Genomic DNA, 20,237 nt, shown 5'->3' on the forward strand with positions numbered 1-20,237 from the left:
GTGTGGCTCAGCACGTGGATCTTGGCGTCGCGCCAGTCCACGAGTTCGCCGTCCATCCAGATCTTGCCGTCACGGTCTGCCAACACAGGGGAAATCGGTTTCATTTGTTCCTCAAAGAAGTACGGGTATTGAGTGCTTGATGCAATGTGGAGTGAGTCCGCTGAGCGCTTCGCCAAGCCCGCTCCGGAAGTCGGCGGTTCGCCGTGGGAAGGGCGGCGTACAAAGCAGTGAGTACGACGTAGATGGATGCTATGAACCGCCCAACCATCCGTCCAATGCATTGTTCTTGTAATCACCATAGACCCTGCGCATGCAACGAAACACGCTCCTCTTCCGAATCGCCGCGGCTGCATCCCTGCCCCGGCCCGCCGGGCCCGGGTGTGTCTTCTTCGATATTGCCGACATCGCGGACGGTTTCATGGATGCGGGACAGGATCTCAACGCAACGCGCGTTCAAGGCTAGGCCGCGCCGGGTCAGTCGAACTTTGCGCGTCGTGCGCTGAAGCAATGGACTCTCCAGAAACGCTTCGAGCCGGGCAATGCTCCTGCTCACACTCGACTTGTGGACCTTCAAGGCATCGGCTGCCAGGGAGAAGCTGGCCAGAGAAGCGACGCAGGCAAAAACGCGCAGGTCGTTGAGATCAAGTGCGGTCTCCATGGCCTGTCCTTTGGGGATGTGTTCCTGCATTGGGACTTGGCCTCCAACCATCAACGTCGTTCCAGCGGTAGCCCGAGATTCCGCTGACGCACAGCAAGAACGCATGCGACGGATGCCGCAGCGGTGCGCCTCGCGTCGAGTGAGACGAGAGAAGCGTTCATCTTTCGATGGATGGCCCTCCCGTCTTCCACTTCGAAGCTGGCTCAGATCGATGCGCGTCAGAAAGCGTGACGGATGCCGACGTCGTAGCCGGTCGAAGTCTTGGGTGTGAACGCCGGATTGCTGCTGAAGCCCGGCCCACCGACGCTCGGATTCGCACCGTTCTTGTCGCTGACGCGAGCGATCGTTGCGTACAACGCCGTGCGCTTCGACAGGTTGTGCACGTAGCCCAGCGCCAGCTTGGTGGCCTTCTGATCGGCTGGGCTCACGACGAACGGATTGAATGGCAAGTTGCGGTCGAACCTGACGTGCGACCAGGCGGCACGGACAAGACCGGCGCCGACCGGCACGGTCACGCCCAGCAGATACCCGGTCAGATCGATGTCAGGGCGGGCACCTGCCAACGGTGTGACTTCATAGTCGATCTTGTTCCTGGCCTTCGACAGCTCACCGAACAGCTTGACGGGACCGAAGTCATATGAAGCGCCGACATTCAGCGTATTGACCTTGGTCGTCGTGCCCGCATAGAAGTCGTCACCGATCGTGCTGCTGCCATAAGAAAGCGCCACATCCAACGGGCCGTTGCCGTAGCCGAAGCGGCCACCGACGTAGCGGCCAGCGCGCGCATTATTGGTGCCTGCAGGCGTGAAGCGGCCGGCGTCGTACTTGACCTGCTCGCTGAAGCCGTACATCACCTGACCGTAGAACCCACCCAGGTTCGGCGGGAGGAAGTAGCCGATCGTGTTGCTGGCTCGGGTCGTGTTGTTGCCCGTCACGTTCGTGATGCCGGGCACTGGCGCGGCGGCCGGTCCATTGAATGCCCCGAACGAATTGTTGGCGACGAAGATCAGGTTGGTACCCACGCCGTTGGTTCCAAACGGGTCGAACACCGTGTCGTTCCAGAAAGTGGGGGTGTAGTCACGACCCAGACGGATTTCACCGAATCCGCCCGAAAGGCTCACCGTCGAGCGTCGAGCGAAAGTCGACACGCCCTGCTGCCCATCGTCGTTGGTGATCGGAGCTTCGAGCCAGAAGCTGGCGGCCCATCCGTTACCCAGGTCTTCCGTTCCACGGAAGCCCAGCCTGCTGGCGTTGTAGGCAGAGTTGCGAAGAACCGTTTGCTTGGTCGTGATGCTCTGCCCCAGTACGTTTGTGGCCTTGTTGGAAAAACCACTGACAGAGGCATCCACCACACCGAACAGAGTGACGGACGATTGAGCCGATGCGGCACTTGCAAGGGCCAGAGCGGCCAAAGCAACGAGGGATTTTTTCATTGAATTTTCTCCAAGGTTAAACAAGCGGGTTCGATCGGCATTCGGTGACCAACACCACGTGCTCCTATCGCACCGCAACCTCCGTTCAGGAAGTTGTCGCTATTCCATCGGACTCATCCAAAAGAGAAGCAGCAGGTCATGCAAACTTCCACATCAACCATGCAACTTCGTCCCGCAGAGTTGTTTCTCTTGTTGCCGCGTCACTACAAACTCCAAAGACACGCATCGCCGATGGATTCGTTCGCTCTGGCGCACTTCCATGCAGAAATCTCCTCCCAATGAAACGCCCCTTGCGTCCTCGATCTCATCGCGAGTCGATCCGCGACCTCTGCCGCATCTTGCTTGGCGTTGTTCGATACCAGTGCTTGAACTTGCGACTGAAATTTGTAGGGTCCCCATATCCAAGCTGTGACGCAATGGCTTCAATTGACAGCTCGGTATGCTGCAAGTACCAGGCGGCATGCGTCCTGCGCAAGTCTTCCTTGATGTCGGAGTAGGTCACGCCAGCATCTGCAAGCCTTCGAGCCAGCGTGCGCTTCGTGACGCCAATGTTCACCGCCAGATCATTGACATCCGGATTGAAGATCAACTGCTCCAGAAGTGCTTGGCGAACACGCTGCACGAAGGTGCCATGCGAACGTTCCAATGCCAGTTTCCTGCAAGCCTGCAGGGCCACCAGAAAGGCACCGGCGTTGGCGGAGGGACAGGGTGATTGGAGCAATCCAACCGGCAGGTGGAACGTCAGGCACGGATACCCGAACTCGATCACTCGCACATGATTCGAAACCGGGAGGTCACGACTCGCTGGACGCGGGTACGGCAGACCCACGACAAGCTCGTGCGCAGGCCTGCCCAGGATCGCCTCCAACAAACGGCAGTACGCACCAACGATCGAGTGGACAACGAAGAGATGTGTGTCGCACAAGGGTCGAATCGACCTTGCCTTGAGCGTGCTCCATCCTTGAGCACTCTCAAGCCCGAACTCGAATCCCCCGAAGATCAGTCTTCCGTATTGACCAAGGAGTTCAAGGCTCTGACCGAGGTTCTCGGACGTCACCGCCGCGATGCCAACCTGGGTGTGATAGGGCTGGATCATGCCTCCGGCGATCAAGCCCAGCGCCGGCTCTCCGCTGCAATGGATGGCGTGGATGACGAGCTTGCGAAACACGGAAAAATCCACCATGTGCTCGCCATCGCGCAGATCCTGCCAGGCCAGGCCAGGCCCGCACGGAGAAGCACGGCGCCAGGGCGCACACCCAGACTGTTCAGACAGTCCAGGATGCCTCGGATGTAGACCGGATGGGCAAATGGGATGGCAACTTCTTTCCCGCTGTTCATGGCCTCGGCTGTTTGATTGCACGCTCTGCCCTTTGACGATTCAACGCGCTCGATGCAACAGGAAACTGATCCATCTGCGTCGCCCGAAGCATTGCTCTCTCGCGGAGGGTGTTGTCAACCCGGCGTCGAACCTCCGCTTTCCGAACGGGATGATCCGAGCCGGTTGATGCCTCACCGACGCGCCAGGCGGGCGATCGACTCGGCCAGTTCCTTGGGCCTGGAAAGAAATGGCGAATGGCTGGCGTCCAGCGTTTCAACGACTGTCTTGTTGTCGGGGGCGAACTTGTCGAGGGCGGCCATGATCTGATCCGCCAACCCTGGAGGGATGATCTTGTCCTTCATGCACTTGATGAAGGAGCGCGGAATGCTTCCCCAGTTCGAGGCCGTCAAGACCGTCTTCCCGTTCTGGGGCCCTCTCGAATCGTCAGGTACCAGCATGTTGGCCCACGCAAGAAAGTCTTCATCGGACACATCGCCACAGTACGCATTCTTGACGGCAGACCGCACCGCCGGGTCCGGCGTATTCAGGTCGAACCGCCCGGCTCCTATGTCTGCCGTCGGGCGGACGCTGCCATTCTTTCCTTGGGCGACATAGGACTCGGCGAAGGCGCTCTTGCTGGACAGACACTCTCCAACCGATTCGCCGGACGCCGGAATCACAGCGGAAACGTAGATCAGATTGCGGATCTTCGAGGCACGGCTTTCACCAACCGCGTTCAGCGTAATGCCTCCCAGGCTGTGTCCGACGAGAACCAGTGGTTCATTGGTACTCGCGTACAAGCGATCGACGATGCCTCCGGCGTACTGCGCATAGTCCGCCAGAGTCAACGAGGCGACGGGCGACAGCTCGGCGCTGTATGCGCTGGGGTCGAATGGCCTGGCATAGGAAGACACCGGGAATCGACCGTTGAGGCCACAGCCCGGGAGATCGATGGCCAACACCTTGAAGCCGGCTTCGACAAGAAAGGGCGTCACTCTCGACCAGCAAAAGGCACCGTGCAAGGAGCCGTGTATCAGCACAATGGTCGGCAACGGAGCCAGACGTCCGTTGCCCGACGAAATGGCGTCCTGTTGTCCACCACCTCCGCAAGCGGCCAGGCTGAGCGAAGCAAGGCTGCCTGCCAACGAACCGGCAAGAAAGCCCCGCTTGGAGATCGTTTTCGTTTCGTTTGATGTCATGAGATTCCCTCTGGGTCCTTCGGATGTCTTGAGCCAATGAACGCGACGAGGCCACCGCGACGCACCTGTGGGTGCCGCGGGCATGCCTCATCTGGGAGTGCAACGTCTTTTCTTGCAGACGCTGCGTGACCGTGCTAGCGAGAGTGGAACGAAGCCGGCGAGTGGTTGCCCAGCTCGCCAAGCAGCAGCGCCCATGCCTTGGCGCCATCACGCATGGACTTCAGCCTGAAAAACTCATTGGGTGCGTGCACGTCTTCGTCCGGAAGGTTGTAGCCGAACATCAGGGTGTCGATTCCCAACACTTCCTTGAAGAGTGAAGTCACAGGCACCGTCGCCCCCAGCCGTACGTGAATGGCCTGGCGTCCGGTCTCGCGTTGGAGCACCGCTTCGGCAGCACGCACCAGAGGGTGTTCGGGCGGAATGGTCGATGCCGGAGACCCCTCGCTCAGCGTGACCACATCAAGATGACACCCTGCAGGACACTGCGCCTGCAAGTGTCGAAGCACCGCTTGGATGACTTCATTCGCGTCTTGCCCTTCCACCACGCGCGCCGTCATCTTGGCAGACGCTTCGCAGGGAATGATGGTCTTGAGGCCGCTGCCGGTGTAGCCCCCCCACAGGCCGTTGATGTCCAGCGACGGGCGCAAGGTCACGCGCTCGCGTGCAGAGTAGGTCGGCTCTCCATGCGCAACGCCCTGGACGTCTGAAAAGTAGGCTGCCTCGTCGTACGGAAACGCGGCGGTATCGGCGCGCTGCCTGGCGCCAGGTGGAACCGCCTGATCGTAGAAACCGTCGACAGCGACCGCACCATCCACCTCATGGAGCGAAGCAGTGAGCCGTGCCATCTCGTGCACCGCATTGCGCACAGCCCCCCCATAGCGTCCGGAGTGAAGGTCCTTGCTTGCCGTGCGCAAGCGCACTTCAAGCTGTGCGACCCCGCGCGCACCGGTGTTGATCGTCGGAACACTTGGGCTCGCGCGGCCACCGTCTGCCGAAATCACCGCATCCGCCCTCAACAGTTCTCGATGGCGATGGGCAAGCGTACGCAAGCTGGGACTGCCTGTCTCCTCTTCGCCCTCGAGGAACACCTTGATGTTCACGGGGCAACTTCCCTGCACGGAAAGAAAGGAGGCGATCACCTCGAGCGCGATGGTCGTCGAGCCTTTGACGTCCGAGGTGCCCCGCCCATAGATCCGGCCGTCCACGACGGTCGGTTCGAAGGGCGGTGTCGCCCACAGTTCGATGGGATCGGCCGGTTGCACATCGTAGTGACCATAGATCATCAGTGTCGGTTTGCCTGGTGCTCGATTCCACTCACCATAGACCGCGGGTTCGCCGCCGCCTTCCAGCAACTGCACGTTGTCGAGCCCGATCTGGTTCAACCGATCGATGAGGAAGCGACGCGCCTCGTGCATCCCTTCCCCGAACGACGGATCGGCACTCACGCTCGGGATGCGAAGAAACGACTTGAGCCAATCGAGGATCGCGGGATGGCGGAACTCGAGGTCGTCGAGGACGTCTTGATGGGTCATTGTGTTGTCGGATTTCATGGCTTCAATACAACGGAGGGAAAACATCCGCCCCCCACAGCGTGTCGCATTTGTGCGTGTGCTCGAACACGTTGCTCGATGTCTGGATGACCGGGTAGGTGAAGTTGATCAATGCGCGGTCCGAAGGCCCCATGAAGCGCGGCCAGCGTGTCGGGACATTGCGACCATCGCCATTGGGGTCGCCGTTCTTCGCGAAGTTGAGCAGGTACGCGATCATCTGCGCCGACAGCGCCTTGCGCTGTGCGGTGGTGGTCGCGTCGGGTGTTGCCTTGCCTGGATCGAAGTACGGGTATGCGCCCAGAGAATCGACCGTGTCGGTGAAATAGAAACTGTCCATGCCGTGGAAGGAACCGAAGTAGAAGCCCTTCGGACTCGATGGAAACGACAGCTGCGGATCAGCCATTTCCCAGCCGTACACCGGCACCCAGGCCGCGAGCGCATCGCGCCTTGAACTGTTGCCGCAGGCATACATTGCGTCGCCGCTTGCGCGTGCAACCCCCTGCGCGGGGACGGCGTAGTTGCCGATCGGATAGGCGGCCTCGATGGCGGTGGTGTCGTAGCCTGCAGGTGCCAGCCCGCGCAGGTACAGCGCGTAGTAGTCGGCACTCAGCTTGGGGTCGACGAAGAGCGTCCCTTCGTCGTACACCCCGCCGATCATCACTGGAACCTGATTGAAGTTGCCTGTCGCAAAGGCCCGTGCCGGCACCTGCGTGATGATCTGCGCGTCCACCGTGGGCCGCCACTTCAGGCCGCCTTGAGCCAGCGGTGCCGAAGCGGGCAACCCCCGCAGACAAGCGACCACATCGGCCGCGGCGCCGCATCCCATGTTCTTCACAGCGACATCACCCACGGCAAGCGACGTGTCCATGCTCGGGTTGGAAAACTCCGCGGCGCCGCCGCTTTGCATCACCGCCCGCTGGAACAAGCCCTTGGCCTTCGGAGATTGCAGCAGCGAGAAGCTCTGCGTCGCGCCCGCCGAGGTGCCCCAGAGCGTCACGTTCCCGGCATCGCCCCCGAAGGCCGCGATGTTCTTTTGCACCCAGCCCAATGCGGCCAGCTGATCCATCACGGCGAAGTTGCCGAGGCTGCCGTCCTTGTTGGCCGTGCGCAGCGCCTTGTTCGCAAGATAGCCGAGTGCACCGAGTCGGTAATTGATGCCGACGACGATCACGCCGCGGCTCGCCAGTGGGCTGGGCCCCATCTCGCCGGACCCCAGCGTGAATGCGCCCCCGTGGATATAGAAGATCACCGGCAGCTTGTCGCCGGGTTTCGTACCTGCTGGCTTCCATACGTTGAGGTAGAGGCAATCTTCCGATGACGACGACGCAAAAGAAGTCCCTTGAAGACAGGCGCTTCCAAATGCAGTGGCCTGCAGGGTCGTTGCGTGCGCGGAGGGCGGCTGCGGGGGTGCCCAACGCAAGGCGCCGACAGGCGGCTGCGCGTAGGGGATGCCAAGGAAGGACACCATGCCCGCGCTCGCGACACCTGCCACCTGGCCTTCGGTGGTGGCCGCGATCGTGTCGCTCACTGCAGGTGGTGCGCTGCCGGCAACCGGTGTCGCCGGAGCGCCCCCCGTCGACGGCGGCAGGGCGATGCCCCCGGCAGTGCCCGGGTTGCCTCCGCCGCCACCGCAAGCAGACAGCGTCACTGCAAGGACCATCGCCAGGCAGCTCTTTCGTGTTGTCTTCATGATTGCTCCTTCTTTCCTTGAGTGAGCAGGGTTCATTGCCGCTCGTAGCCCACGGTCTTGATCAACTCGCGATAGCGGTCGACCTCGGATGCGTAGAACTTCTCTCCTGCTTCGACGCTCATCGGCTCGAAGATGGATTTGGCTTGCAACTCAAGTTGCGCACGTGCATGCGGATCTTTGAGGGAAGCAGCAATGGCGGAATTCAGCCGTTCGACAATCGGCTTGGGCGTTCCCTTCTTCACCATGTACGAGGTCCAGATGGTGAAGTTGAAGTCCTTCATGAACTTGCTGTCTGCGGCGGACTGCGCGGCATTGAACGGCGGGGGGAGACTCTTGCCTGCGGAGAGCGCTCCGATGACTCTCAAGCGTCCCTGCTTTTGATAGTCCATGTAGAACGACTGGTACGGCAGGAAGGCAAAGTCGAACTGCCCGCCCATGAGGTCCTGAACGAGCGTGGCGCCGCTCTTGTACGGTACGTGGGTCAGCGGTGCACCCGTGCGCTTGGTGAACAGCTCTCCCAGCAGGTGATAGAGAGTGCCGGTGCCGGGCGTTCCGTAGGAAAGTGGCGTGTCCCTGCGTGATCGCGCGAGCTCGACCAGTTCGTCGAGTGTGCGGGCGGGGAGCGAGCCATTGACGACGATGACCAACGGCGACACGGCCACCGGAGCGACCCACTGGAAGTCTTCCGACTTGTAGCGTGTGCTCTTGTTCACCAGGCTCGCGAGGATGAGTTCGTTCGGCGAGCCCTGGAAGATGTAATGACCGTCGGCAGGCGCAGCCAGCACCTTGCTTGCGGCGATCGCACCGCTCGCACCGGGCATGTTCTCCACGATCACCTGACCGCCCAACTGCTTGGCGATCAGGTCGTTCAACGTGCGAGCGGTGAAGTCGCTCGCCGCACCGGCTGCGTAGGGGACCATCATCGAGACCACCCGCGAGGGGTATTTTTCCTCCGCCACTGCAAGCACGCTGACGCCGAGCAGCGCGAGCACCGATAGCCATTGACCGAGACGCTTCATGAGGTAGTTCCTTGGTGGTATGTGGGGCGAGTGATGAATGCTAGGAATCCGCTTCAAATCAGTCCAATGCATTGTTTTTCTCGTTACCATGAGCAGATTGCATTCTTGTGACGCGCGTCGCCATGAACCTCCAGCAGATCGACCATCTCTTGGCACTGGCCGAAACCGGCTCTTTCAGTCGCGCATCCGAGAAGGTGCACCTGAGCCAACCCGCGCTCAGCCGCAGCATCCGGATGCTCGAGGAGGAGCTCGGCATGCAACTTGTCGATCGCATCGGCAAGCGCAACGAACTCACGCCCTTCGGCGAAATGGTCCTGGTGCGTGCGAAGAAGATTTCAATGGAAGCGCACGAGCTGAAGCGTTCCGCAACATTGCTGAACGAAGGGCTCAGCGGTTCGGTGAAACTTGGACTTGGCGGGGCGCCCAGCGCACTCTTTTCTGCACCGCTCTTGACCCATATGCTGCGCAACTTTCCCCAAGTCGGACTGCACCTGAGCAGTGGCGGCGCAGACCATCAACTCGCAGCATTGCGCTCACGCGCTGTGGATGCGGTGGTGCTGACGTACCGCGCCGTCTTGCCGCGCGAAGATTTGCGCATCGATGTACTGCCCATGATGCGTTCGGGCTTTGTATGCCGCCGTCAGCATCCGCTCGCCCGTCAACGTGAGCAGCCCCTGGCGTTCAAGGACCTCACTCGATACCCGATGATCTCGACAGGAGTGAGCGATGACGTGACGCGCCTGCTTGTCGAGCGCCATGGGAGCCAGGCCAATCCGCAGAGATGGCTGCATGTTTCTTCCGACGAGATTGGCGCGCTGATAGAGGCCGTACGCAATAGCGACGCCATCTTCCTCGGTGTGCTTGCCGCCACACGCGCGCTTCTACAAACCGGGGAGTTGGTCGAGCTGCATCTTCATCCCCTCACGCAGCTCAATGCCCAATTCACCTTCATCACACTGGAAGGTCGAACCGAAGCACCGCCACTTCAGTTGGTCCGCTCGTTCTGCGCCGACCTTGCGCGCGCCGAAGCAGAGCTCAACGGCAAATAGCGATCCGCGAACGGGCGCGGTGGAGCCAGCAAAGTTCGCTGGGGAACGGCGGGCTGCCAAGCGCCGCACCACCCCTCGCCCTCACTCCACCGTCACGCTTTTCGCGAGGTTCCGCGGCTTGTCCACGTCGGTCCCGCGCGCACACGCCGTGTGATACGCCAGCAGCTGCAGCGGCACCACATGCAGCAGCGGCGACAACGCGCCGTAGTGCTCGGGCATGCGGATCACGTGCAGGCCTTCGCCGCTGGCGATCTGCGTGTCGCCGTCGGCCAGCACGTAGAGCACGCCGCCGCGGGCGCGCACTTCCTGCAGGTTGCTCTTGAGCTTTTCGAGCAGGGCGTCGTTCGGCGCCACGGCGACCACGGGCATCTCGCTGGTGACGAGCGCGAGCGGGCCGTGCTTGAGTTCGCCGGCGGCATAGGCCTCGGCGTGGATGTAGGTCACTTCCTTGAGCTTGAGCGCGCCTTCGAGCGCGATCGGGTAGTGCAGGCCGCGGCCCAGGAACAGGGCGTTGTCCTTGCGCGCGAAGTCTTCGGCCCAGCCGATGATCTGCGGCTCGAGCGCCAGCACCGACTGCAGCGCGACGGGCAGGTGGCGCATTTCCTTCAGGTAGCGCGCTTCGTCGAGCGCGCTCAGGCGGTTCTTGGACTGCGCGATGGCCAGCGTGAGCAGGAACAGGCCCGCGAGCTGGGTGGTGAAGGCCTTGGTCGAGGCCACGCCGATCTCCACGCCGGCGCGCGTGATGTACGCCAGCTTGCACTCGCGCACCATGGCGCTGGTGGCGACGTTGCAGATGGTCAGCGTCTGTTCCATGCCCAGCGAGCGCGCGTGCTTGAGCGCGGCCAGCGTGTCGGCGGTTTCGCCCGACTGGCTGATGGTGACGACCAGCGTCTTGGGGTCGGGCACGGAGTCGCGGTAGCGGTACTCGCTGGCGATCTCGACCTGGGTAGAGATCTTCGCGATGCTCTCGAGCCAGTACTTGGCGGTGCAGCCGCTGTAGTAGCTGGTGCCGCAGGCCAGGATGAGGATCTTGTCGATGTCCTGGAACACGCGGTGCGCGCTCGCGCCGGTGGCGCCGTCCTGGCCGATGCCGTCGAACAGCTCGGGCACGATGCCTTCCACGCCTTCGAGCGTGTCGCCGATGGCGCGCGGCTGCTCGAAGATTTCCTTCTGCATGTAGTGGCGGTACGGGCCCAGCTCGGCCGCGCCGCTGTGGGCGTGCACGGTGCGCACGGTGCGGGTGACGGGCTTGTGGTTCTTGTCGACGATCCAGTACTTGCCCGGCTGCAGGTCGACCACGTCGCCTTCTTCGAGGTACACGATCTGGTCGGTCACGCCAGCCAGTGCCATCGCGTCGCTGGCCAGGAAGTTCTCGGTGCCGTCCTTGCCGGCGCCCAGGATCAGCGGCGAGCCGGCGCGCGCGCCGATGACGCGCTGCGGTTCGTCGCGGCAGATGACGGCGATGGCGTAGGCACCATGCAGCTGCAGCACGGCGGCCTTGACGGCTTCGAACAGGTCGCCGTTGTAGAGGCTGTCGACGAGGTGGGCGATGACCTCGGTGTCGGTCTGGCTCTCGAACACGTAGCCCTTGGCCTCGAGCGCGGCGCGCAGCGGCTCGTGGTTCTCGATGATGCCGTTGTGCACGAGCGCGATGCGGCCCGGGCGCGCGGCGGGCGCGTCGGCGCCGACGCCGTGGCTGAAGTGGGGGTGCGCGTTGTGCACGGCCGGTGCGCCGTGGGTGGCCCAGCGCGTGTGGGCGATGCCGGTGAGGCCTTCGACCTTGTCGTCGCGCACCTGGGTCAGCAGGTCGGCCACGCGCGAGGTGGTGCGTGCGCGGCTCAGGCCGCCGGCATGCACCGCGACGCCGCAGGAGTCATAGCCGCGGTATTCGAGCCGCTGAAGGCCCTGGACCAGGACCGGAACGATGTCGCGATGGGAGGCTGCGCCGACGATGCCGCACATAGGATGTACCTTGTCTTGAAGAACAGAAGGGCTCGATGGTAGGTAGACGCCCAAGAAATATGGCGTCTAAATTTCCTCGATTTCGGACTTTTATTTCACCCAAACGCACAGATGGAGTTTTATTCCATAATTTCAACCCATATGGAATCAATCTCCCTCGATGCCATCGACCTCAAGCTGCTCGACGCGCTCCAGAACGACGCCTCGCAGACCAACCAGCGCCTGGCGGCCGAGGTGGGCATCTCGCCGCCGACCTGCCTGCGCCGCGTGCAGCGCCTGCGGCAGGAAGGGCTCATCGAGCGCCAGGTCGCCCTGCTCTCGCCCGACCGGCTCGCCACGGTGCTGGGCCACGGCCTGCAGGCGGTGGTGGAGATTTCGCTCGACCGGCAGGACGCCGCCGCGCTCGACGCCTTCGAGGCCCGCGTGATCGCGGACGACGCGGTGCAGCAGTGCTGGCGCGTGTCGCCGGGGCCCGATTTCGTGCTGGTGGTGGTGGCGCGCGACATGCCCAGCTATGGCGCGCTGACGCAGCGGCTGTTCACGGCCGACGCCAACGTGCGCAACGTGAAGGCGTTCTTCAGCCTCAAGCGCGCGAAGTTCGGGGCCCGCGTGCCACTGGGCTGACGCAGGCTCCGGTCGCGATCAGCGCTCGCTCGCCGCCTCGCGCAGCGCTTCGAGGAACGTGCGCCGCCACCAGTGGATGTCCTGCGCCCGGATGCGCGACAGCAGCTTCTGGTGCCGCTCGCGCCGCTCTTCCAGCGGCATCTGCAGCGCCTGCTGCACCGTCTCTGCCGTGCCGTGCGTGTCGTACGGATTCACCAGCAGCGCTTCCTTCAGCTGCTCGGCCGCGCCGGCAAAGCGCGACAGCACCAGCACGCCCGGGTCGGCCGGGTCCTGCGCCGCGATGTATTCCTTGGCCACGAGGTTCATGCCGTCGCGCAGCGGTGTCACCAGCCCCACGGCCGCCGCGCGGCACAGCCCCGGCACGCGGCGTCGCGCCACCATGCGGTGGATGTAGCGCACCGGCATCCAGTCGAGTTCCCCGTAGTCGCCGTTGATGGCGCCGCACAGCGATTCGAGTTCCTTGCGGATGTCGGCGTAGGCATCGACCGTCTCGCGCGTGGGCGAGGCGATCTGGATCAGCGTGGCGCTGCGGCGGTTCTCGGGGTAGTTGGCCAGCAGCTCGCGGAACGAGCGAACGCGCTGCGGGATGCCCTTCGAATAGTCGAGCCGGTCGATGCCCAGGAGCAGCCGGCGGCTCGAGTACTCGCGCTTCATGGTCTCGTACATGTCGCGCGATTCCTTGGCGTGCGTGAGCGCCGCGAACTCGTCCACGTCGATGCCGATGGGGAAGGCGTTGCAGCGCACCGTCTGCCCGTAGGCGCGGTACATGTCGTTGCCCAGGTACTCGCCGTGGGCCTCGTTGCGCACGTAGTGCTCGAAGTGCTGCACGTCCTGCTGCGCCTGGAAGCCGATCAGGTCGTACGAGAACAGCGAGCGCATCAGCCATTCATGCTGCGGAATGGCCGCGATGATGATCTGCGGCGGCAGCGGAATGTGCAGGAAGAAACCGATGCGCTGCTTGCAGCCCATGGCGCGCAACTCGGCGGCCAGCGGCATCAGGTGGTAGTCGTGGATCCAGATGATGTCGTCGTCCTTCAGCAGCGGCATCAGCTTGCGCGCGAACAGCTGGTTCACGCGCCGGTAGCCGCCGATGAAGCCGGCATCGAAATGCGCCAGGTCCAGGCGGTTGTGGAACACCGGCCAGAGCACGTCGTTGCTGTAGCCCAGGTAGTAGCTGTCGTGGTCGTCGCGACTCAGGTCGAGCGTGGCCAGCGTCACCTTGCCGGCCTGCTGCTTGTGCAGCTCGCCTTCGCCCGTGGGCCCGCCCTCGACGATCTGCCCGCTCCAGCCGAACCACAGGCCGCCGCTTTGCTGCAGGCTCTCACCCAGGGCCACGGCCAGGCCGCCGGCGGCGGGCTTGCGCGGGTCGGCCACGCGGTTCGAAACAACGACGAGACGACTCATATGCACGAATCCCAGGGAGCGGACAGGCGCACGGCCGCGTTGATGATGCCGACCATCGAATAGGTCTGCGGAAAGTTGCCCCACATCTCGCCCGTGACCGGGTGCGTGTCTTCCGACAGCAGCCCCAGCGGGTTGCGCGCGGCGAGCATGGTTTCAAAAATCTGCCGCGCCTCGGCCTTGCGGCCGATCTTGGCCAGCGCGTCGATGCGCCAGAAGGTGCAGATGTTGAAGGCGGTTTCGGGCTTGCCGAAGTCGTCGGCGGCTTCGTAGCGGCGCATGTAGGGGCCGTCGCACAGCGACTTTTCCATGGCGTCGACGGTGGAGATGAAGCGCGGGTCGCGCGCATCGATCAGGCCCACCTCGACCATCAGCAGGATGCTCGCGTCGAGCTCGTGCCCGCCGAAGCTTTCGGCAAAGGCCTGGCGCTCTTCGCACCACGACTTGGCAAGAATTTCTTCCTTCATGCGTGCCGCATGGCCGTGCCAGTAGGCGGCGCGTTCGGGCAGCTCCAGCGTGCGCGCGATCTTGGCGAGCCGGTCGCAGGCGGCCCAGCTCATCAGCGCCGAACTGGTGTGCACGCGGGCGCGCGTGCGCAGCTCCCACATGCCGGCGTCGGGCGTGCCGTACACGCGCACGGCCTGCTCGCCCACCGCCTCCAGGTGCGGAAACTCCGCCACGCCGGCGCGGCTGAGCAGCCGGTGGTCGTGGAAGGCCTGCGCCGCGCCGAGCACGATGTTGCCGTACACGTCGTGCTGGAAGTGCTCCTGCGCCTGGTTGCCCACGCGCACCGGGCCCATGCCGCGGTAGCCTGGCAGGCCGTCGACAAAAGACTCGGGCAGCTCGCGCTCCAGCCCGATGCCGTACAGCGGCTGGATGTGCTCGCCGTGCGAGCCGATCACCACGTTGCCGAGCCAGCGCAGGTAGTCTTCCATCGTGCCCACTTCGCTCAGCGAGTTGAGCGCGCGCACCACGAAGAACGCGTCGCGCAGCCAGCAGTAGCGGTAGTCCCAGTTGCGCTGGCTGCCCGGCGCCTCGGGGATGCTGGTGGTCATGGCGGCCACGATGGCGCCGGTGTCCTCGTACAGCGAGAGCTTGAGCGTGATGGCCGCGCGGATCACCGCGTCCTGGTATTCGAAGGGAATGGCCAGGCGCTTGCTCCAGGTGCGCCAGTAGGCGATGGTTTCCTGCTCGAACTTGCGCGCGGTGTCGGCGATGCCTTCGAGCAGCGTCTCGTCCACGCCGAACATGAAGTTGTACTCGCGCGAGATCACGAAGGGCTGGCGCGACAGGATGTGCGAGATCGACGCGTCGGTGTTCAGCCGCAAGGTCACGTCGGGCCCGACGTAGCGGATGTGGTTGCTGCCGCGCGTGACCTCGGTCGGCGCCGAGGCACCCCACTGGAAGCGCGGGTCGAGCGCCACGCGGATGCGCGGCGCGCCGGCAATGGGGCGCACGCGGCGCACCATCATGAGCGGACGGAAGTAGCGCGAGCGGCTGTGAAAGCGCGGCGCGAAGTCGGTGATCTCGATGCCCTGCCCCGCGCTGTCGAACAGCTGCGTGCGCAGCACGGCGGTATTGGGTTCGTACCACTGCTTGCTGGAGGCGAAGTCCTCGATCTCGATGGCCCAGGCACCGGCCTCTTCGCCGGGATGCAGCAGCGCATTGAAGACCGGGTCGCCGTCGAAGCGCGGCAGACAGCACCAGACGGCGCGGGCGCGCGCATCGATGAGCGCGCTGTAGGCGCAGTTGCCGATCACGCCGACATTGAGCGAAGGCTCGGCCGGCGGCGCAAAGCCGCGCGGCGGGGCTGCTGCCACCTTCGCGGCGTCGACGGGCGCCTGGTCGTCGGGGCCCGCCGCGCCGGCCAGGGCGTTGCCCGCGCGGTCCTCCGGAGCCTTCGGCAGTTGGTGTTCGCTCATGCGGGCTTCCTCGGTGATGGTGTCTGGGGAGCGGGTGCGGCCAGCAGGTCGCGTGCCTGCACCAGCCATTCGTAGACCGCGCGCGGCGATTCGAGCCGGTGCAGCGCCAGGCTCGGCCCGGCGCCCACCTTGATCGCGACGCCGCCGCGCGGCTGCACGACGGCGAAGCCGCTCTCGTCGGTGGTGTCGTCGCCCGCGAAGACCGGCGTGCGGCCCGCGAACGGCGCTTCGTTCATGAAGGCCCCGATGGCGAGGCCCTTGTTCACGCCCGAAGGCTTGACCTCGAACACGAACTTGCCGTGCATGAGCTCGAGCTGCGGACGGCCTTCGATGGCGCGCGCCATCGCGTCGCGGCACACAGCCTCCAGCTGCGGCGCGAGCCGGTAGTGCAGCGCGATGGCGCCGTGCTTGCGCTCCACCAGCAGACCTTCGTGGATGCGCGCGAGTTCGTTGGCCACGTCCAGGATCGGGACGAGGTCGGGCGGGCGCTGCTCCTGCATGCCGCCTTTGGCATCGCGGCGCTGCACGCCATGCTCGCCGGCCGCAGGCAGCCGCAGCGGCGCGAGAAAGCGGTCGATGGCATCGATCTGGCGCCCTGACACCACGGCGAGCGCGCCGCCGAGCAGGTCGCGCAGGTCGCTCAGCAGGGGCACGAGGGCGGGCGGCACCTCGATGGCTTCAGGCGTGGCGGCGAGGCCGACCAGCGTGCCGTCGAAGTCGAGAAAAAGGGCGGCGTCCCGGCCCGGCGGAGGTGGCAACTGGGCGTTGCTGCTGGAGGACTTTGGCATTGGGAAAAACCATAGCACGGCTCGCACGCGGCGCGTGTCGGCCAAAGTCCCGGCGTGCGCCGATGGCGGGGATTCAGTCGGCCGTGGCCGGCAAGGACGCCTTCACCGCCGCGATGCGCGCACGGTGGATCGCCTCGCCGATGCGCGGCCCCGTGGCGCCGGCCTGCTGCGCCTCGCGCGCCACCACGTCGGTGGCCACGGCCTGGGCCGCCGCGAGCACCGCGAGCAGGCGTGGGCGCTGCGGGTAGGCGGTGTCTTCGAAGCCAAGCCGGCCGCGCGCGTCGCATTCGCAGGCCAGCAGCGCCTCGGCGAAGCGCGCCGGCTTGCGGAAGGCGTCGCAGCGCTCCAGCAGGCGCACCAGCGGCGTCGCGTCGAGCGCGCCGCTGCGGTGGATGTTGCCGTGCTCGCGCGCCACCACCTCGGCCAGCTCGCGCAGCTCCACCGGCACGCGCCAGCGTTCGCACACGGCCTGCAGCAGGTCGACGCTGCGCAGCTCGTGGTTGATGTGGCGCGGCAGCATGTCGGCGGGCGTGGTGCCCTTGCCGAGGTCGTGCATCAGGCAGGCGAAGCGCACGGGCAGCGTGGCGCCCAGCCGCGCGCTGGTGTCGAGCACCATCATCAGGTGCACGCCGGTGTCGATCTCGGGGTGGTGCTGCGCCGGTTGCGGCACGCCCCAGAGCCGGTCGACCTCGGGCAGCAGCACGGCAAGCGCGCCGCAGTCGCGCAGCACCTCGAACATGCGCGAGGGCCGCGTTTCCATCAGGCCGCGCGCGAGCTCCTGCCACACGCGCTCGGGCACCAGCGCATCGACCTCGCCGGCCGCGACCATCTCGCGCATGAGCGCCATGGTTTCGGGCGCGACGGTGAAGTCGTCGAAGCGCGCGGCAAAGCGCGCCACGCGCAGGATGCGCACCGGGTCTTCGCGGAAGGCGTCGGTGACGTGGCGCAGCACCTTGTCGCGCAGGTCGCGCTGGCCGTGGAAGGGGTCGGCCAGGGTTTCGGGGCGAGGGTCGAAGCTGCCGTCGGCGCCCACGTGCTCGGCGGGCAGCGCGATGGCGTTGACGGTCAGGTCGCGCCGGGCCAGGTCCTGCTCCAGCGTGACGTCGGGCGCCGCATGCACGACGAAGCCGCGGTAACCCGGCGCGCTCTTGCGCTCGGTGCGGGCCAGCGCGTACTCCTCGCGCGTGCGCGGATGCAAAAACACGGGGAAGTCGCGCCCCACGGGCAGGTAGCCGCGCGCCACCATGGCCTCGGGCGTGGCGCCCACCACCAGCCAGTCGTGGTCGGAAACGGGGCGGCCCAGCAGCCGGTCGCGCAGTGCACCGCCGACGAGAAAAATGTTCATGAGTGCAGTGTAGGGATACTCTCCCTGCACAAAAAGAACGGTCGTTCGATAATCGCCGAGCGATGCGAACGACCGTTCGTAAATTCGCGTCGCGCGAAGCACCGGTCGCTGGCCGGTGCCCCCGTGCGCGGGGCTGTTTTCAATACCCAAGGAGCATTCACAGCTATGAAGAAACTCACAACAACAGCATCGTTGGCATTGGCGGCACTCGGGGTCCTGGCATCGGGCAGCGCCCTGGCGCAGAACGCGGGCGACTGGGTCGTCGGCACCGGCTGGTTCCACCTGTCGCCGCAGGATTCGAGCAAGCCGCTGACCGTGACCTCGCCCGTGCACAGCGTGCTGGCCGGCTCGGGCGCGAGCGTCACCAACTCGGACACGCTGGGCCTGAACGTCGCGTACTTCATCGACCCCCACTGGGCCGTCGAGGGCGTGCTCGGCGTGCCGCCCAAGTTCAAGCTCAACGGCAGCGGCACGCTGGCGCGCGTGGGCGAACTCGGCCAGGCCCGCCAGTGGAGCCCGACCGTGCTGGCCAAGTACTACTTCAACGAAGGCAACGACGCCTTCCGTCCGTTCGTGGGCCTGGGTGCCACCTACGTCTGGTACAGCGACGTGAAGCTCACCTCGAACCTGCAAGGCGCGCTGGCCAGCCAGTTCCACGTGCGTCCGTCTTCGGTGAACACCACGGCCAAGCTCGACAGCTCGTTCGCGCCCGTGCTCAACGCCGGCGTGGCCTACCAGTTCGACAAGCACTGGGGCGTGTCGTTCTCGGTGTCCTACATCCCGCTGAAGACCAAGGCCAAGCTCACCACGACCAGCATCACCGGCCTGCCGGTGGCGCGCAGCGAGGCGAGCCTGAAGCTGAACCCGATCGTCACCTACCTGGCGGCGACGTACCGGTTCTGATGAGGTCCGGCGGGCCTCAGTCGCGTGAAGTGCGATAGGGCTCGTCGAAAGCCACGAAGGTCTTTTCAGCCAGGGCGCCCGCGATCCACGCGGCGACGCCCGGCAGGGCCGCCACGCGCGCGATGTACGCATCGATGGCCGGCGGCACCGGCAGGCCGTAGCCGCGGATGCGCATGCCCACCGGCGCGAAGAAGGCGTCGGCGATGGTGAAGGCGCCGAACAGCATCGGGCCGCCGTGCGTGTCGAGCAGCTCGGTCCACATCTGCACGATGCGGTCGAGGTCTTCCTGCACGCCGGGCTGTTCGGCCAAAAGCCGCGCGCCCACCTCGGGCAGCGAGGCCTCGATGTTCATCGGGCAGTTGCCGCGCAGGTTGGTGAAGCCCGAGTGCATCTCGGCGCAGATGCTGCGCGCGCGGGCCCGCTCGGCCACGCCCTGGGGCCACAGCTGCTTCTCGGGGAAGCGCTCGGCCAGGTACTCGGCGATGGCCAGCGTGTCCCAGATGGCCAGGTCGCCGTCGACCAGCACCGGCACCTTGGCCACGGGGTTGATGGCGCCGATCACGTGCTTGAACTGCGAGGTGGCGTCGAACGAATCGAAGCGCACCATCACCTCTTCGAAGGGAATGCCGGCCTGGGTCATGAGCACCCAGGGGCGCATGGACCACGACGAGTAATTCTTGTTGCCGATGTAGAGCTTGGACATCTATCTGGGTCTCCGGGTCAGTGCGGGAATGCGGGGCAAAGCCGTCGATGCTAGCCGGGCGGCGCGCTGCGATTGATGACGAAGGCGGCGCGAATTGATGCGGGCCGCTTCAGCGGTCGCCGTCTTGGCGGGATTCGGGCGGGACGATCACGCGCGGGCCGGAGGCGTCCGTGTTCGCGGCAGGCTTCACGACGCGCTCGATCAGGCCCACGAGGCGCGGCACCAGCGACAGCACCGCGAGCGCCAGCAGCGCGCTGAACACGGCCGTGACCTCGCGGCCGAGCCCGCAGGCCATGCCGATGGCGGCCGTCATCCACAGCCCCGCGGCGGTGGTGAGGCCCTGCACGTGGGATTCGTCCTTGCCCTGCTTGAGGATGGTGCCGGCGCACAGGAAGCCCACGCCGGCCACCAGCCCCTGGATCACGCGGCTCATGTCGGCCGGCACGATGCCGGTCTGCTGCGGGATCAGCACGAAGAGCGCCGAGCCGATGGCCACCAGCATGTGCGTGCGCACGCCGGCCGCCTTGCCCTGCTGCTCGCGCTCGAAGCCGAGCAGGAAACCCAGCACGGCCGCCAGCAGCAGCCGCACCGAGATGCGCGTGAGTTGCGCGACATCGCCCACGTCCGAGAATTCGGACGCGACGGTGTCTAGCACCTCGTCGCGCCAGCTCAT

General features: G+C 65.0%; 17 protein-coding genes and 1 pseudogene. 3 read left to right on the top strand and 15 right to left on the bottom strand.

The window, feature by feature from the left end; genetic code table 11:
- The 8 genes and pseudogenes from AC3WQR_RS27030 to AC3WQR_RS27065 all read right to left on the bottom strand — a co-directional run.
- A pseudogene (locus AC3WQR_RS27030) lies at nt 1-104 on the bottom strand (branched chain amino acid aminotransferase); the annotation flags it as partial.
- Between the two features lie 188 nt (nt 105-292).
- Complete coding sequence (locus AC3WQR_RS27035) at nt 293-688, bottom strand: LysR family transcriptional regulator (protein ID WP_492744878.1); 396 nt, start codon at nt 686-688, stop codon at nt 293-295.
- Between the two features lie 188 nt (nt 689-876).
- Nucleotides 877-2,091 (bottom strand): porin, encoded by a 1,215-nt coding sequence (locus AC3WQR_RS27040; RefSeq protein WP_492744881.1) that lies wholly within the window; start codon nt 2,089-2,091, stop codon nt 877-879.
- A gap of 304 nt (nt 2,092-2,395) precedes the next feature.
- Entirely contained in the window at nt 2,396-3,451 is a 1,056-nt protein-coding gene (locus tag AC3WQR_RS27045) for an AraC family transcriptional regulator (RefSeq protein ID WP_492744883.1), read from the bottom strand.
- Between the two features lie 149 nt (nt 3,452-3,600).
- Nucleotides 3,601-4,608, bottom strand: coding sequence for an alpha/beta fold hydrolase (locus AC3WQR_RS27050; RefSeq protein ID WP_492744885.1), 1,008 nt, complete (start codon nt 4,606-4,608; stop codon nt 3,601-3,603).
- A gap of 134 nt (nt 4,609-4,742) precedes the next feature.
- The gene (locus AC3WQR_RS27055; protein ID WP_492744887.1) at nt 4,743-6,158 is read right to left on the bottom strand and encodes a dipeptidase; all 1,416 of its coding nucleotides are present in this window, start codon (nt 6,156-6,158) and stop codon (nt 4,743-4,745) included.
- 4 nt (nt 6,159-6,162) lie between these two features.
- Entirely contained in the window at nt 6,163-7,848 is a 1,686-nt protein-coding gene (locus AC3WQR_RS27060) for a carboxylesterase/lipase family protein (protein ID WP_492744889.1), read from the bottom strand.
- A gap of 32 nt (nt 7,849-7,880) precedes the next feature.
- On the bottom strand, nt 7,881-8,867 hold the full coding sequence (locus AC3WQR_RS27065) for a tripartite tricarboxylate transporter substrate binding protein (protein WP_492744891.1): 987 nt from the start codon (nt 8,865-8,867) through the stop codon (nt 7,881-7,883).
- Nucleotides 8,868-8,989: 122 nt separating this feature from the next.
- Between AC3WQR_RS27065 and AC3WQR_RS27070 the strand changes: the two genes are divergently transcribed.
- Nucleotides 8,990-9,916 (top strand): LysR family transcriptional regulator, encoded by a 927-nt coding sequence (locus tag AC3WQR_RS27070; RefSeq protein ID WP_492744893.1) that lies wholly within the window; start codon nt 8,990-8,992, stop codon nt 9,914-9,916.
- Nucleotides 9,917-9,997: 81 nt separating this feature from the next.
- Here the strand turns inward: AC3WQR_RS27070 and glmS are convergent, their stop codons facing one another.
- Nucleotides 9,998-11,878, bottom strand: coding sequence for a glutamine--fructose-6-phosphate transaminase (isomerizing) (glmS, locus tag AC3WQR_RS27075; RefSeq protein ID WP_062481190.1), 1,881 nt, complete (start codon nt 11,876-11,878; stop codon nt 9,998-10,000).
- A gap of 141 nt (nt 11,879-12,019) precedes the next feature.
- Between glmS and AC3WQR_RS27080 the strand changes: the two genes are divergently transcribed.
- Nucleotides 12,020-12,502, top strand: coding sequence for an Lrp/AsnC family transcriptional regulator (locus tag AC3WQR_RS27080; RefSeq protein ID WP_492744895.1), 483 nt, complete (start codon nt 12,020-12,022; stop codon nt 12,500-12,502).
- Nucleotides 12,503-12,520: 18 nt separating this feature from the next.
- Here the strand turns inward: AC3WQR_RS27080 and otsA are convergent, their stop codons facing one another.
- The 4 genes from otsA to AC3WQR_RS27100 all read right to left on the bottom strand — a co-directional run bounded on the left by otsA (nt 12,521) and on the right by AC3WQR_RS27100 (nt 17,958).
- Nucleotides 12,521-13,906 carry an alpha,alpha-trehalose-phosphate synthase (UDP-forming) gene (gene otsA, locus AC3WQR_RS27085; protein ID WP_062481194.1) on the bottom strand — a complete coding sequence of 462 codons (1,386 nt, stop codon included), beginning with the start codon at nt 13,904-13,906 and terminating at the stop codon, nt 12,521-12,523.
- On the bottom strand, nt 13,903-15,825 hold the full coding sequence (locus AC3WQR_RS27090) for a glycoside hydrolase family 15 protein (protein ID WP_492744897.1): 1,923 nt from the start codon (nt 15,823-15,825) through the stop codon (nt 13,903-13,905). Before AC3WQR_RS27090 ends, otsA begins: the two co-directional genes overlap by 4 nt.
- A complete protein-coding gene (gene otsB, locus AC3WQR_RS27095; protein WP_492744899.1) occupies nt 15,822-16,613 on the bottom strand; it encodes a trehalose-phosphatase in 792 nt (263 codons plus the stop codon). The genes AC3WQR_RS27090 and otsB overlap by 4 nt, the downstream gene beginning before the upstream one ends.
- A gap of 73 nt (nt 16,614-16,686) precedes the next feature.
- Entirely contained in the window at nt 16,687-17,958 is a 1,272-nt protein-coding gene (locus tag AC3WQR_RS27100; protein ID WP_062477956.1) for a multifunctional CCA addition/repair protein, read from the bottom strand.
- Between the two features lie 165 nt (nt 17,959-18,123).
- Between AC3WQR_RS27100 and AC3WQR_RS27105 the strand changes: the two genes are divergently transcribed.
- Nucleotides 18,124-18,861: an OmpW/AlkL family protein gene (locus tag AC3WQR_RS27105; protein WP_062477953.1), complete on the top strand. Its 738-nt coding sequence runs from the start codon at nt 18,124-18,126 to the stop codon at nt 18,859-18,861.
- Between the two features lie 16 nt (nt 18,862-18,877).
- On the opposite strand, the gene AC3WQR_RS27110 is transcribed toward AC3WQR_RS27105, so the two are convergent.
- Nucleotides 18,878-19,564: a glutathione S-transferase family protein gene (locus AC3WQR_RS27110; protein WP_492744901.1), complete on the bottom strand. Its 687-nt coding sequence runs from the start codon at nt 19,562-19,564 to the stop codon at nt 18,878-18,880.
- 109 nt (nt 19,565-19,673) lie between these two features.
- Complete coding sequence (locus tag AC3WQR_RS27115) at nt 19,674-20,237, bottom strand: MgtC/SapB family protein (RefSeq protein WP_492744903.1); 564 nt, start codon at nt 20,235-20,237, stop codon at nt 19,674-19,676.

The sequence above is a fragment of the Variovorax sp. FW305-3-2-15-B-LB1 genome (assembly GCF_058787635.1).